General features: G+C 51.0%; 12 protein-coding genes and 1 pseudogene. 11 read left to right on the top strand and 2 right to left on the bottom strand.

Features of this window, described 5'->3' with window-relative positions; genetic code table 11:
- Nucleotides 1-44: 44 nt before the first annotated feature.
- The 8 genes and pseudogenes from NT073_RS07770 (at nt 45) to NT073_RS07735 (ending at nt 9,769) form a co-directional block, all read left to right on the top strand.
- Nucleotides 45-2,447 (top strand): ABC transporter permease, encoded by a 2,403-nt coding sequence (locus NT073_RS07770; protein ID WP_297371293.1) that lies wholly within the window; start codon nt 45-47, stop codon nt 2,445-2,447.
- 49 nt (nt 2,448-2,496) lie between these two features.
- Nucleotides 2,497-4,938 carry an ABC transporter permease gene (locus tag NT073_RS07765; RefSeq protein ID WP_297371290.1) on the top strand — a complete coding sequence of 814 codons (2,442 nt, stop codon included), beginning with the start codon at nt 2,497-2,499 and terminating at the stop codon, nt 4,936-4,938.
- Between the two features lie 141 nt (nt 4,939-5,079).
- On the top strand, nt 5,080-5,250 hold the full coding sequence (locus NT073_RS07760; protein WP_297371287.1) for a hypothetical protein: 171 nt from the start codon (nt 5,080-5,082) through the stop codon (nt 5,248-5,250).
- A gap of 42 nt (nt 5,251-5,292) precedes the next feature.
- Nucleotides 5,293-5,582: pseudogene (locus NT073_RS07755) on the top strand (FtsX-like permease family protein); the annotation flags it as partial.
- Nucleotides 5,583-5,668: 86 nt separating this feature from the next.
- Nucleotides 5,669-8,104, top strand: a complete 2,436-nt coding sequence (locus NT073_RS07750) for an ABC transporter permease (RefSeq protein WP_297371284.1) — start codon at nt 5,669-5,671, stop codon at nt 8,102-8,104.
- A 51-nt stretch (nt 8,105-8,155) separates the two neighbouring features.
- Nucleotides 8,156-8,683 (top strand): hypothetical protein, encoded by a 528-nt coding sequence (locus tag NT073_RS07745; RefSeq protein ID WP_297371281.1) that lies wholly within the window; start codon nt 8,156-8,158, stop codon nt 8,681-8,683.
- A gap of 5 nt (nt 8,684-8,688) precedes the next feature.
- Entirely contained in the window at nt 8,689-8,862 is a 174-nt protein-coding gene (locus tag NT073_RS07740) for a hypothetical protein (RefSeq protein ID WP_297371277.1), read from the top strand.
- Between the two features lie 133 nt (nt 8,863-8,995).
- Nucleotides 8,996-9,769 (top strand): DpnI domain-containing protein, encoded by a 774-nt coding sequence (locus NT073_RS07735; protein WP_297371274.1) that lies wholly within the window; start codon nt 8,996-8,998, stop codon nt 9,767-9,769.
- Here the strand turns inward: NT073_RS07735 and NT073_RS07730 are convergent.
- Complete coding sequence (locus tag NT073_RS07730) at nt 9,758-10,051, bottom strand: hypothetical protein (protein WP_297371271.1); 294 nt, start codon at nt 10,049-10,051, stop codon at nt 9,758-9,760. The two genes, NT073_RS07735 and NT073_RS07730, sit on opposite strands and share 12 nt — an antisense overlap.
- Before the next feature lie 453 nt (nt 10,052-10,504).
- Here NT073_RS07730 and NT073_RS07725 point away from each other — a divergent pair, with 453 nt between their 5' ends.
- Nucleotides 10,505-12,859, top strand: coding sequence for an ABC transporter permease (locus tag NT073_RS07725; RefSeq protein ID WP_297371268.1), 2,355 nt, complete (start codon nt 10,505-10,507; stop codon nt 12,857-12,859).
- 70 nt (nt 12,860-12,929) lie between these two features.
- On the opposite strand, the gene NT073_RS07720 is transcribed toward NT073_RS07725, so the two are convergent.
- On the bottom strand, nt 12,930-16,019 hold the full coding sequence (locus NT073_RS07720; RefSeq protein WP_297371265.1) for a PAS domain-containing protein: 3,090 nt from the start codon (nt 16,017-16,019) through the stop codon (nt 12,930-12,932).
- Nucleotides 16,020-16,396: 377 nt separating this feature from the next.
- Between NT073_RS07720 and NT073_RS07715 the strand changes: the two genes are divergently transcribed.
- Together NT073_RS07715 and fdhA are read left to right on the top strand one after the other, a co-directional pair.
- Complete coding sequence (locus NT073_RS07715) at nt 16,397-16,798, top strand: heme-binding protein (RefSeq protein ID WP_297371262.1); 402 nt, start codon at nt 16,397-16,399, stop codon at nt 16,796-16,798.
- 91 nt (nt 16,799-16,889) lie between these two features.
- A complete protein-coding gene (gene fdhA, locus NT073_RS07710; protein WP_297371260.1) occupies nt 16,890-18,080 on the top strand; it encodes a formaldehyde dehydrogenase, glutathione-independent in 1,191 nt (396 codons plus the stop codon).
- Nucleotides 18,081-18,289 lie beyond the last annotated feature (209 nt).

Raw genomic sequence — 18,289 nt, 5'->3', positions numbered from 1 at the left:
GAGACAGGGCATGCCCTGTCTCTACAACAGAACACCAACAACCCATGCTAACTAACTATCTCCGAATTGCGATTCGAAACCTGTGGAGGAACAAGGTGTTCTCCGGTATCAACATTGTCGGGCTGGCGGTGGGGCTGGCTTCGTGCCTGCTGCTGTTCATGTACATTACGCATGAACTGAGCTACGACGATTTCCAGAAGAAAGCCGACCGCGTCGTGCGCGTCACGATGGAGTACAGCATGGAAGGCCGAGTCGCCAAAATACCCCAGACAGGTACCAAAGTCGTGAAGGAATTTGGGCGGCAGTTTCCGGAAATAGAATCGGGCGTCCGGCTCATTAACCGGGATGGAGTGGTCAATACCGGCGACCGTCAGTTCAGCGAAAAGCGGATCGTTTTCGCCGATTCTGCTTTGTTTACGCTGTTTTCGTTTCCGCTTCTGCAAGGCAATCCACGAACCGCGCTGGCTGGCCCCAACCTGGTTGTGCTGTCAGAAAGTACGGCCCGGAAATACTTTGGCGACGAGAACCCGGTTGGCAAAACGATCCGCATCAATACGGGCGGGTCGTTTCGGGATTATGCCGTTACGGGGGTGGTGAAAGACAGCCCGGCCAATTCGCAGATTAAATACGACCTGCTGACGTCTTTCCTGACATTACCCGCGGCCCAAACCGAAGAGTGGTTTTCATCCAACTACGCCACCTATTTGCTGCTCCGTAAACCCGAAGATATGGGTTCACTACAGGCCAAAATTCCGGGATTTATGAAAACCCAATTCGGCAAGGAGGAAATGTCGGCGGGGAGCTACCTGACGTATAATCTGGAGCCGCTTCGTCGGGTGCATTTGCACTCCGAGGTAGAGGGCAGTTTCGAACCGAATGGCGACCTGACCTACATCTACATTTTCGGGTCCATAGCCCTGCTGATTTTATTGATCGCCTGCGTTAACTACGTCAACCTGGCTACCTCGCGGGCGGTAGAGCGGGCGCAGGAAGTGGGCGTTCGGAAAGTGATGGGTGCCCTGCGCGGGCAACTGTTCGGACAGTTCATCGGCGAATCGGTGATCGTTACGTCCCTCGCCCTGGTGCTGGCTCTGCTGCTGGCGGCTCTGGCGTTACCGGTATTCAACGAACTGTCTGACCGGCAGTTTACCATTAGCAGTTGGTTCGAGCTTCGCAATATCCTGCTATTGCTGGGCATTGGATTGATCGTTAGCCTGATAGCAGGCAGTTACCCTGCGTTGGTACTGGCGCGGTTTGAGCCGGTGCGCGTCCTGAAAGGGCATTTGAAAACTGCCGGCGCCGGTCAGTTTCGCCGGGCGTTAATTGTCTTTCAGTTTGCCATTACCGCCTTCCTCATCATCAGCACCTTACTGGTTCGCAACCAGCTCGCCTTTGTGCAGCAAAAGAAATTAGGCTACAGCAAAGATCATGTGCTGATGCTCCCCGTCGATAAACAGGTCAACGAGAAGATAGCCGCCATAAAAAGTGAGTTTCGGCAAAATGCAGACATACAGCAGGTGTCGCTGGCGTCTGATTCGCCGGTGTTTGTTGAAGGTGGATATGGGATGCGCAGTGCCAACATGGCGGCCGATCAGCGAAAGATGGTAACCGGACTGACCATCGACGAAGATTATGTACCTACCATGAGTCTGCAACTGATTGCGGGCAGTAATATAAATGCCGCCGATATGGACCGTATTTCGCGCACGGATAATGACAGTCTCACCCGAAGCCGGTTTATTCTCAACGAGGCCGCGGTAAAAGAGCTGGGCTGGACACCGCAACAGGCCATTGGCCAGCGACTGGACGTGAGCGGGCGGCTTGGTGTGATCAAGGGCGTTGTCGCCGACTTTCACTTTGCGTCGATGAAGCAAAAGATTGGTCCACTGGCGCTTTTCCCGCAGAATGGTGGTGAGGTTCTGTTGGTCAAACTATCGGGAAGTCAGTTACCCAACACGCTCCGGTTCCTGGAAAGCAAATGGCGGACGCTCATCCCCGACCGGCCGTTTTCCTACGCGTTCATGGACGAAGAGTTCAACAAGCTGTACGCAGCCGAAACCCGAACCGGCAGCATTTTCAGCGTTTTCGCGTTCCTGTCCATCTTCCTGGCCTGCCTGGGTCTGTTCGGCTTATCGGCCTACACGACGGCACAGCGCACCAAAGAGATCGGCGTTCGCAAAGTGCTGGGCGCGAGTGTCTTCAGCATTGTGGGCTTGCTCTCCAAAGACTTCCTGAAACTCGTTGGGGTAGCGCTGCTGGTAGCCTCCCCCATCGCCTGGTATGCCATGGACAAGTGGCTGAACGACTTTGCCTATAAGATTACTATCGAGTGGTGGGTCTTCGCGCTGGCGGGTTTGCTGGCCGTGGGCATTGCCTTGCTGACGGTAAGTTTCCAGAGCGTGCGGGCTGCGCTGATGAATCCGGTGAAATCATTAAAAATGGAATGACGAGGTAGAGACAACCCATGCGTTGTCTCTACGGCAAATACCAACCCCTATGCTTACAAACTACCTCAAAATCGCCTGGCGGAACCTGCGCAAACAGCAGGGATTCGCGTTTATCAACATCTTCGGGCTGGCCGTTGGGCTGGCCTGCTGCCTGCTTATCCTGCTGTATGTGCTGGACGAGCTGAGCTTTGATCGCTACAACGCCAACGCCGACCGCATTTATCGGGTGCAGTCCGATATAAAGTTCGGGGGCAACGACATGCACTTCGCCACAACACCCGACCCGTTAGGTCCCACCCTGAAAAAAGACTACCCGCAGGTAGAACAGTTTGTCAGGCTGCACCAGCGTGGAAACTGGCTGGTTAAGAAAGCGGGGGAAACAACCAACCTTCGGGAGAGCGACATTATGTTTGCTGATTCTACAGTATTCGATGTGTTTACCCTGCCCTTCGTGGCGGGCGATCCCAAACGGGCACTGACGGAGCCGAACACGGTAGTGATCAGCGAGTCGGCGGCAAAACGACACTTTGGCAACCAGAACGCACTGGGACAGACGCTGATCTTCGCCAATAAGGAGAACTACAAAGTGACGGGCATTATGCGCGACATGCCCCGGAACGCCCATTTTCGCACCGACTTCTTCGTGACCATGCTCAGCGACAATTACCCCTGGGGACAGTGGCTCAGCAACAATCATCATACGTATATCCGGCTAAAAGCAGAACGGTCCGGCGCTCCGGCAGACCCGACCGTTTTTGCGCAGAACTTCGACGCGGTTATCGAGAAATACGTGGGGCCGCAATTGCTCCAAATGGCGGGTACGACGCTGGAGCAGTTTCGGAAAGCCAACAATAAGATGAACTTCTGGCTCATTCCCCTCACCGACATTCATCTGCATTCCAAACAACAAGTCGAGCTGGCCCCTAACGGTGACATTCAGTATGTCTACATTTTCTCGGCGGTAGCGCTGTTCATTTTGATTATCGCCTGTATCAACTTCATGAATCTGGCGACGGCCCGCTCCTCGAACCGGGCCAAAGAGGTTGGCGTCCGCAAAGTAATGGGCTCGGAACGGCAGCAACTGGTGGGCCAGTTCATGACCGAATCGGTATTGACAACGGTACTGGCGATGGTGCTGGCCATCGTAATCGTGGCCGTTGCATTGCCGGGCTTTAACAGCATTGCGGCTAAAGAAATCAGCCTGTCTCAGTTAATCTCGCCGGTGCTCTTACCAATTCTCATTGCCCTGCCGATTGTCGTTGGCTTGCTGGCGGGCAGTTACCCGGCCTTTTTCCTGTCTTCCTTCCAGCCCATTTCGGTATTGAAAGGCCGGGTAAACATGAGTTTTCGCAGTGTCAGTTTACGAAGTGGACTGGTTGTGTTTCAGTTCATGATGTCGGTCGTGCTCATTGTTGGGACTATCATCGTGTACCGACAACTCACCTATATTCAAACAACCAGCGTAGGCTTTAACCGCGACCACGTCCTGACCATCAACGACCTGTATTCGGTAGGCAAACAGGCCGAAACCTTCAAGCAGGAGGTGCTGCGCCTGCCGGGTGTGGTGAGCGGCAGCCTCTCCGGTTACCTGCCCACCCCCTCCGACCGAAATGACAACGCGTTCTTTCCGGAGGGCCAGGTAAACATGAACAAGGGGGTAAGCATGCAAAACTGGGGCGTCGATTATGACTACGTGAAAACGCTCGGTATTCAGGTGGTAGCGGGCCGAAATTTCTCTCAAGGTTTCGGTTCCGATTCTACGGGTATACTCCTGAACGAAGCCGCCGTCAAAATTCTGGGGTTCAAAGACCCAATAGGCAAACGTGTCTGGCGCTTCGATGACGCCGAAGGGAAAACCCGCAAAACGTACACCGTCCTAGGTGTGGTGAAGAACTTTCACTTCGAATCGCTCCGGCGCGATATCGGGGCGCTGTCGCTGGTGCTGGATGCCAACTCGGGGGCGGCATCCTTCCGGGTGAGCAGCACGAACCTGCCCGTACTGATGCAGCAGATTGAAGCGAAATGGAAGCAACTGGCTCCCGGCCAGCCGTTCACCTATAAATTCATGGACGATAGTTTCGACGAGATGTACCGCGCCGAACAGCGCATCGGCACCATCGCCCTGACCTTTGCGGCTCTAGCCATCCTGATTGCCTGTCTGGGACTATTCGGACTGGCGGCTTTCATGGCGGAGCAGCGGACCAAAGAGATCGGCGTTCGAAAAGTACTGGGCGCGAGTGTCCCCAGCCTCATCGGCCTGCTCTCCAAAGATTTCCTGAAGCTGGTCCTAATCGCCATTGTCATTGCTTCCCCACTCGCCTGGTGGGCCATGAATAACTGGCTCGCCGACTTCGCCTACAAAATCGACATCGAATGGTGGATGTTTGCCCTGGCGGGTCTACTAGCCGTAGGCATTGCTTTGCTGACGGTCAGTTTCCAGAGTGTGAAAGCGGCACTGATGAACCCGGTGAAGAGTTTGCGGAGCGAGTAGTGCCGACCGTCCCGGTCGGATGTGATTCGATGGCGCAAGGCCGGGCCACGTTGGCTCTAGCCTTGCGCCATCAGCGCTATTTCGTAGATTACACATGTTTATTGAGGTCAAGGCGGCATTGCATCTAACTACCCAATATTTTTGATGGGACTAATTAAAGAACATAAGCATATAGATTTATCAACAAAATCGGAGCCCTGGACAGAGCAGGAATTGGCCGACTTTAGAAAAATTATGCAAGCCATTAAAACCAAAAATGCCAAAGGCAAAGCGCGGGCTGTTCGATCAAAAAATAAGGCTAAAGCTGCCTAATTGAATTAATATATCATCAACACTACAAGCCTTCTAGAACTTAGCAAAGAAATCGGCGTTCGCAAAGTACTGGGGCGAGTGTCCCCAGCCTCATCGGCCTGCTCTCCAAAGACTTCCTGAAGCTGGTCCTGATTGCCATTGTCATTGCCTCGCCCCTGGCCTGGTGGGCCATGAACCAGTGGCTCGCCGACTTCGCCTACAAGATCGACATCGAATGGTGGATGTTCGCCCTGGCGGGTTTACTGGCGGTAGGCATTGCTCTGTTGACCGTGAGTTTCCAGAGTGTGAAAGCCGTCCTGACGAACCCGGTCAAATCATTACGATCGGAGTGATTGTTAGTGAATAATGAAAAATGTAGACTAAAAAATGAATAATTTCCCGTAAACATTTTTTAGTCTACGTTTTTCATTATCCACCCATGCTGCCAAACTACCTTAAAATTGCCTGGCGGACCATTCGCCAACAGCGGCTGTACAGCTTGCTAAACATTACCGGACTGGCGCTGGGGCTGGCGGCCTGCGCCCTACTCATTCAATACGTTCGCTTTGAACAGAGCTATGATCGGGTTGCATCTGCACCGGTCGAGGGCGACGACAAACCCATTTATCGGGTAGAAAGCCTGTTTTATGGGGCGGACCACAAGAGCGAACACTGGGCAACCAGCACGAACGGATGCGCCCCGGCTATGAAAGCGAATTTCCCGGAAGTAGAGAGCTTCACGCGCATCGTCTGGCGAAACTCGGAACGGGTGGTGCGCTACGAAAACCAGAAGTTCCGTGAAGCGCACGTCTGCCTTGTCGACTCGAACTTCTTTACGTTTTTCGACTATCCGGTGGTGCAAGGCGACCGCCGTACATTTTTGAACGAACCTAACTCGGTTGTCCTGTCCGAATCGGCCGCTCATAAATACTTTGGTTTGCAGAACCCACTGGGCAAAACGCTGGAAATTAGTACCCGTGCGCAGAAACTGACCTGTCAGGTTACGGGCGTATTCGCCGATCTACCCGTCAACTCGACCATGCAGTTCAGCATGCTGATTTCTGGTCGAACGGCTGCGCCCCGTGTCTGGCATCTCTGGTATCAGCATTCGAGTTATACGTTCGTCCAGCTCAAACCGCGTACCGACCCCGGCAAGGTTGAAGCCAAATTCCCCGCCTTTGCCGAGCAGTACAAGACCGAGCAGGCGATGCGGGATGTCAGTTGGGGCATCCGGTTAGTGCCCCTGCACGACCTGCACCTTAACCCCGCCACCCCAAACGAAATTGAAGTGAAAGGCAACCGGACGGCGGTCGATTTCCTGTCGGTAATTGCCCTCGTAATTCTGCTGATCAGTTGGGTCAACTACAGCAACCTGACCACGGCACAGGTGATGTACCGGGCCAAGGAAGCGGGTGTCCGGCGCATGATCGGCTCCTCGCGACGGATGCTGTTGTATCAGTTTGTGATCGAATCCCAGCTGCTGCATACCATTGCGCTGATGCTGGCCGTACCTATTGTGTGGCTGGCTACCCAATTGCTTCCCGATTCCCTCCACCTGTCTGCTGCACAAGGCGTTTGGACCGACCCACTTGTGGTTGGCGGATTCCTGCTGCTTTGGGGGTTGGGCATTGTACTTACGGGCCTGTATCCCGCCTTTGTGCTACTGCGGGCCTCCCCGGTCTCGGTGCTGAAAGGACAATTCCGATTCTCTAAAACCGAACGCTCTTTTCGGCAATCGCTGGTGGTGGTTCAGTTTATCATTTCGGTGATCCTGATTGTCAGCACACTGGTGGTGTATCGGCAAACGGCCTACATGATGGCCCAGCAGCCGGGTGTCCTCACCGATCAGATCGTCGTGCTCAAATCGCCCGTAAACACGCCCGACTATGCCAGCAAAGTTGAGTTATTGAAAAAGCGAATCAACGCCCTGGCGGGTGTATCGGCCGTGACGGGTTCGGGGGCTGTGCCGGGAAAAGAAGTGGGGCAATTCCTGGCCAATCGCCGGTTCGAAGCCCGCGAGGCCGACAACCAGCTGGTCGAAATGCTGAAAGTCGATTTTGATTTCATTCCCACCTATGGCCTGCGCCTGTTGGCAGGACGCAATTTTGACCGCAATCGTCCCGCCGACTCTACCGCCTTGGTACTCAACCAATCGGCGGTGAAGCAGTTCGGCTTTACCTCACCCGAACAGGCAATTGGACAAAAAATAGCACTGGAAACAACACCAAAACAAGCCAGTGAAATTATTGGCGTGGTGCAGGATTATCACCAACAGTCGCTGCATCAGCCGTTTACACCCATTATGCTGTTCATGGACCCGGCCTTCAGCTGGATTCCAACGGCCTATTATTCCATCAAATTCCGAACAGACAAACCACAGCAGTTGCTCGGCCAGGTGGAGGGAATCTGGGGGGCGCTGTTCCCGGAATCGTCGCTGGACTATTTCTTTCTGGATGAATTCTACAGCAGGCAATACCAGTCGGATCGGCAATACGGCCTGTTATTTACCCTCTTTGCTGGTCTCGCCATCTTCATTGCCTGTCTGGGTTTGTTTGGACTGGCAACCTTCAGCGCCCAGCAACGCACCAAGGAAATCGGCGTTCGGAAAGTGCTGGGCGCAACCGTCGCCAGTATCGTGGCCCTTCTCGCCAAAGATTTCCTCAAACTGGTGGTCATCGCCATTGTGCTGGCCGTCCCCCTGGCCTGGTGGGCCATGAACAAATGGCTCGCCGACTTCGCCTACAAGATTGACATCAGTTGGTGGGTTTTCGCCCTGGCAGGTTTATTGGCCGTCGGCATTGCCCTACTGACGGTGAGTTTCCAGAGTGTGCGGGCCGCGTTGATGAACCCGGTGAAGAGTTTGCGGAGTGAGTAATGAGATGTGATCAAACTGGGGCGAATCAGGTATTTTATGTAAATTAGCTTCGTGAAAATAAGTAAGCCAGTAGGTCTTGAATTTGTCATAGACAAGTTGACCAACTCAATTCAAAACACAATATCAGGTGATAGCTTTGATACAGAAGTTTTGCGTTTGACAAAGACTGATCTAAAGCATGTGACAAAAAAGAACGGCTGGAGTTTTAGTTGGAGATCAGAGTTTAATGACAATACAAAGGAAGTTTTCAAATTGACAATCGTAAACAATCCTGGTATCATCCAAGGTTTGTTAAGTTTGACGCTGGAGCCTGATTATGTATATATGCACCTACTGGAAAATTCACCGTTTAATATAGGTCAAAACAAGCTTTATGAGGGTGTAGCAGGTAATCTAGTGGCTCATGCCTGTAAAGTTTCCTTCCAGCAGGGATTTGACGGATTTGTGGCTTTCACCGCTAAGACGAAGCTTATAGAGCATTATGAGAAAACGTTAGGTGCTTACACATTAGGCGGTCCTAGAATGATTATTCCAACTCAATCAGCACAAATTCTCATTAATAAATATTTTAAATCTTAGCCTATATGGGATACATAAAAGAACCTAAAGGCATTGACTTCGTAATCAAAAGCGAGCCATTAACAGACAAGGCTCGGCAGGAAATCAGTGAATTTATTCGTAATTACAAGAGCAAGGCAGCTCCTAAGAAAGCAAAAGCAAGCACAGCGGCAAAGCAGCCGAAACCTATTCACACTTAGTCTTTCAGTTGGTGGGCCACGAACTAGCAGCTCGCCAATTAGCTTATAAAATTAACATCTTATTGTTTATGTTAACTATAGCAGGTTGTCACCTCAATTGTTCAATTACGCCAATTATTAATTCGGCTTTTTCATGAACTTGAAATTTGATGTATCTTTTTCAACTGGATACACAAGTAGTTCTCAAATAGCAAGAGTCCTTACAGAATCATGGGTTAAACAAAATGCTTTTTGTCCGTCATGCGGAAACGATGAGTTGAACCAATTTAATAACAATAGCCCAGTGGCCGATTTTTTATGCACTACTTGTAAATCAGAGTACGAATTAAAAAGCAAGAAAGATTCATTCTCTAAAAGAATTGTTGATGGAGCTTACAGTACGATGATTGAAAGAATTAACTCAGAAAACAATCCCCATTTCTTTTTTCTAAATTACTCAAGCAAAACATTTGAAGTGTCCAATTTCTTAGTTATACCAAAACATTATTTCATTGATAATATAATTGAAAAAAGAAAACCTTTAAGTTTAACAGCAAGAAGATCAGGCTGGATTGGCTGTAATATTTTACTACACAGCATCCCAAATTCAGGCAAAATCTTCTTTATTAAAAATGGCGAACTAATAAATAAGAAAATAGTTATTGAAACTTGGTCTAAAACATCATTTCTAGCAAATCAAAAAAAGGAAAGTCGTGGTTGGACAATTGAGGTATTAAAAATTATTGACAAAATTCCGTCAAAGGAATTCAATCTTGCAGACATTTATATGCTTGAAGATAGCTTTAAAGAGAAGTTTCCAAATAATAATTTCATTAAAGATAAAATTCGTCAACAGCTACAGGTACTTCGTGACAAAGGATTATTACAATTTAAAGGTAATGGACGTTATAAAAAATTAAGCGATTAATATTTCATCTTTCCAAAATTCAGCAACTCTACCATCATTAAATTCTACGCCGATCATTGGGTCATCAGGATAAGTCTGACCACAGCCACAGTCGTATTCAAAAAACACGATTACACCTTCTTTCCCAATAAACTCTACATCGAATGTATCATCTTTCGATGGATTATCGAGAATAATGACTTTAGTATCAATTTTATAGGGAGCACCTTCAATGTCGTACCTCCTATATTGAGGTTTCAAAATATAGTGAGTAATATATAGATCTAACATTTTTGTATTCATATACTCAAACTTGTTAAAATTTTATCATCCTAAAGTAAAGCATTTCAAGAAATAAATAATATTTTCGGTACGTAATATAAACAAAAAAGTAAGAGTCAGCCCAAAGACTACAACAAATTAATAATCGAGTAGAATATAACCTATCTTTACTATAATGTTCCAGATATATTCTAACCAAGATATACATATTTCTCCTGACAAAAATTTTAAACTTTTTAGACAATAGGTGCCATTACATTAAACCTCGATTGTAATGAGTTAATCACTAAAAAGACCGACGATTTTAAAGGAATCAATAGACTTTGTAAGCCGCAATACCAGTCTCTATACATTAACCAAGTAGAAGCAAGCCTTATTACAGAGACGGCCTTTAAAACCGCCCCTTAACAACTTTTAACACCTTCATAACCAACCCTTCACGCATCTTACTACTCTCCGTAAGAAACGTGAAGTATGCTCGCTAACTACCTCAAAATCGCGCGTCGTCATCTTTGGACGAACAAACTCTATACCAGTCTGAATGCCGGGGGCCTGGCCGTTGGGCTGACGGCTTGCCTGCTCATGGTGCTGTATGTGAAGCACGAATTCACTTATGACCGCTTTCATACCAAAGCCGACCGGATTGTTCGGGTCACGGTGAACCTGACCACCCCCGAGGCCCCTATAGCCGTAGCCTCCTCCTCGATCCTGTTGGCCAGCGCCCTGAAACGGGATTTCCCGGAAGTCGAAACAGCCGCCCGGTTCGAGCCGATGTCGGCCACCATCAAGTATGGAACCGATTTGCAAAATGAACCCGATGTGTACTTTGCCGAGCCGGATGTTTTCCAGGTGTTCACCTATCCCTTCGTCGAGGGGGATGCGAGACGGGCGTTGACCGAGCCAAACACCGCCGTCGTTACCGAAAGTTTTGCCCGGAAATTCGCCGGACGGACAAGCGTGCTGGGCGAGACATTCCTGTGTAACAAAAAACTGTACCGTATTACGGGCGTCATGGCCGACCTGCCGTCCAACGCCGATATGAAAATCAGCGCGTTGCTGGCCAAAGATTACTCGACCTACACCGACTGGCTGGTCGATGATTTTCCGGTGTACACGTTCGTTCTGTTCCGGCAAACACCCGATCTGCAAGCCTTCGAAAAGAAGCTGGCCTTGCTCAGCAAAACCTACATACAGCCAGAATTGAAGAAAGTGGGTGCCGTGGGTTATGCCGTGGTGTTCCAGACCGAGTTGCTGAAGGACGTCCACTTTAGTCAGGGAAAAATGGCCGACATGCCGAAGGGCAATAAGCAATACGGCTATCTCTTCCTGTTTTTGGCGGGTTTCGTGCTGGTGATCGCCTTGCTGAACTACATCAACCTGCTGACGGCCCGCGCCACCGGGCGGGCAAAGGAAGTGGGCATCCGAAAAGCCAGCGGAGCATTACGGCAGCAGTTGATCGGCCAGTTTTTGCTGGAGTCGCTGTTGTTGAGTGGACTGGCGGTCGTGCTGGCAATCGTCCTGCTGGCCTTCAGCATTCCCTTTTTCAACGACCTATTGCAAATTCAACTCGATATAACCTGGCCCGATGGTTTACTGATGGCGGGCCTTGCCCTGGGAAGTACCGCTTTGTTGGGTGGGCTTTATCCTGCTTTTGTTCTATCCGGCTTCAACCCGGTGGCGGTGTTACGGAAACAGTCGGGTGGGTTGGGGCGCGGTTTCGGGCTTCGGCAAACGATAACGGTATTTCAGTTTGTGCTGGCGGTGGGCATGATCATCGGGGTGCTGGTGGCCCATAGTCAGATGAACTACATGCAGCGTGTCGACCTGGGCTTTACGAAAGAGCAGGTGCTCACCGTTCACCTCCCCGACGATTCGCTGGCCCGAACCCAGGGCTACGCCCTCGCTCATGACCTGCGGCAACGCACCGAAATTCAGGACGCATCGCTGGGGTCGGGGATCAAGCCCGATGCCATACTCGTCAAGGCAACGACTATTTTTCAATCGGCGGGTAAAAAACGGGAAGTCATGGGCAATTACTTATCTATTGATGAGCGCTTTCTACCGTTGCTGAACCTGAAACTGGCCAGCGGCCGGAACCTGTCGGCGGGCTCGGAAACCGATAAGAACGGGGGCTTTCTGGTCAACGAAGCCTTTGTTAAACAGGCGGGCTGGAAACAGGCCCTTGGCCAGCCGATGGAAGGTTTTATGCACAAAGGCAAGGTCGTTGGCGTGATCCGGAACTTCAATTACCACTCCCTGCACACGGCCATCGAGCCGGTTGTGCTGGTGTTCAACACATCGCCACCCGCCAACCTGACGCTAAAAATGAAACCCGAACACCTGCCATTGGTACAGGCGGCCTGGAAGCAGCACTACCCGAACTACCCCTTCGACTACACCTTTCTGGACGAGGCCTTCGAGGCACAATACCGAAAAGACAAGCTCATGATTTCCCTTTTCAACGGGTTTTCGCTGCTTACCCTACTGGTTTCCTGTCTGGGCCTGTTCGGTCTGGCAACCTATTCGGCCGAGCAGCGCACGAAAGAAATCGGCGTTCGGAAAGTGCTGGGCGCAAGTGTTCTCAGCATCGTGACGCTTCTATCGAAAGATGTATTGAAGCTTGTGCTGATCGCTATCATCATTGCCTCTCCATTGGCCTGGTACGCCATAAACAAATGGCTCGCCGACTTTGCCTACAAAATTGACATCGAATGGTGGATGTTCGTCCTGGCGGGTGTGCTGGCTGTGGGCATCGCGCTATTGACAGTGAGTTTCCGGAGTGTGAAAGCCGCGCTGATGAACCCGGTGAAATCGTTGCGGTCCGAATAAAGAGGATGCCCCCGTAGAGACAACGCCTGCGTTGTCTCTACGGGGGCATAAGGTTCTGCCCATCCTGACCTCATCTTTCCTTCCGGATGGGCAAATATACCCGAAAGGTACTGCCCTGGCCGGGCTGGCTGCTGGCGGTAATGGCTCCGTTGTGCCGCTCAGCGATCTTGTAGCAAATGGCCAGTCCAATACCCGACCCGCTGTACTGACTTCGGCCGTGTAGCCGCTGGAAAACCTGGAAGATGCGATCCAGGTACTTTTCATCGAAGCCAATCCCATTGTCGGTTACCGAAATTTCAGCGAGCCAGGCTTCCGTCACTCTATTCTTTTCCAGTTTGGCCGACATCAACTTCACCGATACGTCGGAGTGCTTAACCAGTCGGCTGCTCACGGTGATGTTGGGTGTAACCTCTTTCGGGCAGAATTTGATGGCGTTGGATAATAAGTTCTGGAACAGCTGCCGCATTTGCAGCCGATCGGCCATGAGAATTGGCAACTCGCCAAGGTGGATTTCGGCGTTACTCTGCTGGATGGTCATCCAGAGCTCATGTTCCTGTAGTTCTCCAATCAACCGGGTTAGGTTGACCGGCTCGAACGAGTCCTGCCGTGTGTCGACCTGCGAGTAGGCCAGCAAATCCTGAATAAGCAGACGCATCCGGTTGGCCGATGTATTGATTCGCTTCACAATATCGGTAGCCGGTGCATCGAACTGTCCGGCATACTGGGTCGTCAGAATGTCAGCAAACGATATTATTTTGCGAAGGGGTTCCTGCAAATCATGCGAGGAAACAAACGCAAACGACTGCAGATTTTCATTGGACCGTTTGAGTTCGAGGTTTGCCAATTCCAGTTTCTGCCGGTATTCACGCATAGGGGTGATATCCTGTACGGTAAGCACAACACCATCGCCAAAACGGGCCAGGGAGAAGTCATACCAACGATCGTCCCAAGGAACTTCCAAGCGGGCAGGGTTACCTGTTTCGATGACCTGCTTACACTGCGCAAACAAGGGAGTATCGAGCGAGCCGGGAATGTACTTGGAGACGCGCCGAAACTGGACCTTATCGATTGGATTTTTCACCAGTTTGGCAGCCATCTGATTCAGCCTGACCATGCGCAGGTCAACAATTTGGCCAGCCTCATTCCGGATACTTTCGTTCAGGACAATGGCGGCAGGCGTCATATTCATAACCTGCTCAAGTAAGCTGGCGTACTGCTGCTGAGCCAGTTCGGCCTCCTTAAGCGCGGTCACATCCGTATACGTGTAGAGCAGATAGCCGTCTACGCAATTAAATGAGCCATCGAACCAGCCTTTTATACCATAAGCCTCGTAGGGAAAGGTCAGGCGCTGTGGCTGACCACTCTCCACCACCTCGGCGTACCGACGGAACAGGTCCGAACTCTGCCATCCGGGAAACAGGCTGCTTACCAGCGCATCGGTCATCTCGGCAACCGTCCAGCCCGTTGTTCGGGCGTTGTACTCATTTGTCAGCACATACCGAAAGTCGACGATCGTGCCTGACTCATCACGTTCGGGCCGGGCCAGCACCAGTCCGGCCTGGGAGTTGTCAACAACCTGCTGGAGAATCAGACCCTGTTTTACCTTTTCCCGTTCGGCTTGCCGCAAACTGCTTGTATCGAGTATATTCAGAACGAATCCATCGTCCCAGGGCTGCACCGAAAACTCAAACCAGCCGTCAAGGCCACCATTACTAAAGTGCTGTTCAAATTGATCGGGCTGGCCACTTTCGACCACCCGTACATAGCGATCAAACACGCCTGACGGTTTCAGGCTGGGCATATCTTCAAGCAGGGTTGCTTTAATTGGCTCGTTCGGCGCATGACGATGCAAATGGGAGGCCGTCGCATTCCGGAATACCGGCTGAAAGTCAACAATTGTACCCGCCGAATCACGAATGGATTTGCAGGCCGAAATGCCTATCTGCGACGTATTCTGAATGCTGTTCAGTAACTCGGCCTGTTGGCGGGCCTGCAGCTCATCCTCTTTCTGCTTCGTGATGTCGGTGTACGAAACGACGATGCCATCACCAAAGGGCGACCCCAGGCAGAGGCTCCAGTCGTCGAACCCATCATAGTGGTAGTTTACTTCGAATTTTTGTGGCTGCCGGGTTTCGATAACCTCGACCCAGCGGTGAAACACGCCCGATTCAACCATGCCCGGATAGATTTCCGTCAGGCGTTTACCCAGAAAAAAGGATTCGGGCTTACCTGCCAATCGCAATCGTTCCTGATTAATGAGGGTATAGCGCAGGTCGACGATTTTGCCGTCGGCATCCCGCACGGCTTCCAGAACCGTGATGGACGTTAACGCCGTATCCAGAATGGTTTTGTACAGTTCGGCTTGCTGCTGATACTTCTGCTCGGCCAGTCGGGTAGCTGTCAGGTCAAAACTCATGCTGATCACCCCATCGTTATGCCGGATGTATTTGGCATCGATCCAGATCTGGCCACCATCCCCTTTGTAATAGATTTCCTGCTGCTGGGTCTCGCCCGTTTCTACCACAGTCACCAAACGGTCGAACACGCCCGACGACAGCAGGCTGGGAAACAGGGGCAGCATGCGCTTGTCAATTACCTGATGCTCAAGCACCCTCATCTGGTCCAGGCTGGCCTGATTGGCCATCCGGCAGATAAAATCCTCAATTTTACCTTCAGCATCGCGAACGACCTCCATCCACTGCATACTACAGGGCGATTCGTGAAAGAGCTTCCGGAGCAAGTCGGTCTGTTGTTCCGGCACCTGTTCCGTTTGGGCAGGAAGTACGATTTCGCCGTAATTAACCAACACACCATCTTCCAGTTTAGTCACCAGCATATCGTACACCTGCACTGACTGATTGCTTTGCCGACTGTATTCCATCTCGAACCGAACAGCCCGCCCACTCTCTACCACCACGCTGAATTGCTGAAGTAAGAACTGCCGGTCGGCCACCGTAAATAGTTGACTGATCGAACGCCCGGTCAGTTCCCGCTGCGGATACCCCCACATCTCCAGCGTAGATGAGTTGAGCATAACCAGACTAAAATCCGTGATTTTCCCATCGGCGTTTCGCTGGGCATGATACAGTACCGTACTGCTAAGGTGAGAGCTTAAATCCGGACTAGGCAGTGCACGGGCGAAGGCAGAGACTGGTATCATAACACTAGGGCAAGATCGTCTGTTACGGGGGCAGGCTCAACTCTATTTTAGTGGCCTTACTATAAACAAATGTAACTAATTATAATCCACTTTTTGAATGGACTAGCGAGCCTTATCTACTCTGCATTAGCTTTTTGTTCGGGAGCATTAACGTTTAATTTAGAAGAATTATACAAGCAAAATGCATTAACACTGCTCCATTGATTTGTTTCCGTCTTATTTTTCTGTCTGCCGCTACCGCCCAAAGAATAAAGTTGAACAATAGTATTATTTTTTAGTATTATTGTTCAGGCACATTACTTACCGGTTCCTTAGTTTTTCTGAAAATCAGCAAGTAATGTACTCTATTTACTCATCGCGTTATCCAAAACTAAATCATGAGCATTACGTTAGCACAAGCCGAAACAGCCGTACAGGCAGCCAAAGTTAAAGCGACAGAACTAGGAACCCTGATGAACATTGCCATCGTCGATGCAGGGGCTAACCTCACAGCCTTTGCCCACATGGATGGTGCCTGGCTGGGTTCGATTGATATTTCGCAGAAGAAAGCCAGAACCGCCCGGTATTTCGATATGCCAACGGGCGAAATTGGCAAACTATCGCAGCCGGGTGGTTCACTCTACAACATAGAACACTCCAACGGCGGGCTTATTACCTTTCCCGGTGGCATACCGATCAAAAATGCAGACGGTGACATCATTGGTGCCATTGGTGTATCCGGTAGCACCGTCGAGAATGATCATATCGTTGCCCAGGCGGGCGTTGATGCGCTTGGTTAAGTCAGTAAGTTGGTAAGTGGCTGACACGTTAGTACGTTCTTACGTGGGAAACTTACTAACTCCTAATGCCTAACTCCTAACTCCTACTTCTATGTGTCAAAATCATGGTGTCGCGTATATCAAACCCGGTGTAGTTGAAGTACAATCCATTGACTATCCGAAGCTGGCCCTGGGCGACCGAAAATGTCACCATGGGGTTATTCTGCAAATCGTTTCGACCAATATCTGCGGCAGCGACCAGCACATGGTTCGGGGTCGGACAACGGCACCCGCCGGTCTGGTGCTGGGACACGAAATAACGGGATTGGTTATCGAAGCCGGTCGCGATGTGGAGTTTATCAAAGAAGGCGACCTGGTGTCGGTTCCGTTTAATATTGCCTGCGGGCGTTGTCGCAACTGCAAAGTAGGCCAAACGGGCATATGCCTGAATGTGAACCCCGCCCGCCCCGGTGCGGCTTACGGTTACGTCGACATGGGCGGCTGGGTTGGCGGGCAGGCCGAATACGTGATGGTGCCCTACGCCGACTTTAACTTGCTGAAGTTTCCGGATAAGGATCAGGCAATGGCCAAAATCCGCGACCTGACGCTCCTCTCCGACATTTTTCCAACGGGCTACCACGGGGCCGTTATGGCCGGTGTGGGGCCGGGGTCGATTGTGTACGTTGCGGGTGCCGGACCCGTTGGGCTGGCCTGTGCCGCTTCCTGCCATTTGCTCGGAGCCGCCGTCGTTATTGTTGGCGACATGATTCCCGAGCGGCTTGAACAAGCCAAAAGCTTCGGTTGTGAAACGATCGACCTCCGCAACGAAGCCTCGCTGTCCGACCAGATTGCCGCAATCATCGGCGTGCCCGAAGTAGATTCGGCTGTCGACTGTGTAGGCTTTGAAGCACGTGGCCACGGCGCCGATGCCGCCACTGAGCAACCGGCCACCGTGCTGAATGCCGCCATGACCATTACCCGGGCGGGCGGGGCCATCGGTATTCCCGGCCTTTATGTAACGGGCGACCCCGGTGCCTCGACAGAAGCCGCCAAAGAAGGTAATCTTAACATTCGTATCGGACTGGGCTGGGCAAAATCGCACTCATTCTACACGGGCCAGTGTCCGGTTATGAAATACCACCGGCAACTGATGAATGCCATTCTTTACGATAAAATACAGATTGCCAAAGCCGTCAATGTAGAAGTGATCAGTCTGGACAAAGCCCCAAAAGGCTACCAGGATTTCGACAAAGGAGCCGCCAAAAAATTCGTGATCGATCCCCACGGAATGATTCCCAATTAAGACAGGAGACTGCAACCGGTATGCAGCATGCCGGGCATTCAGATAAGCGCAAACGAGTACGTGTCCGCAGGTAGGTGATCTCATCTATCTGCGGACTTTTTTGTGCCGTGTCGTCATATTTTTTCAGCAAAGCGGCACAAATGCCAACTCAATCCGGCGCTTGTCCGAAATATGAGTGTGTTTGTCCGAAATGTGAGCGCCCCTGCTGA

The organism is Spirosoma sp., assembly GCF_026391055.1.
In the GTDB taxonomy this organism is placed as follows: domain Bacteria; phylum Bacteroidota; class Bacteroidia; order Cytophagales; family Spirosomataceae; genus Spirosoma.
This window is presented reverse-complemented; position numbering and strand designations above follow the sequence as displayed.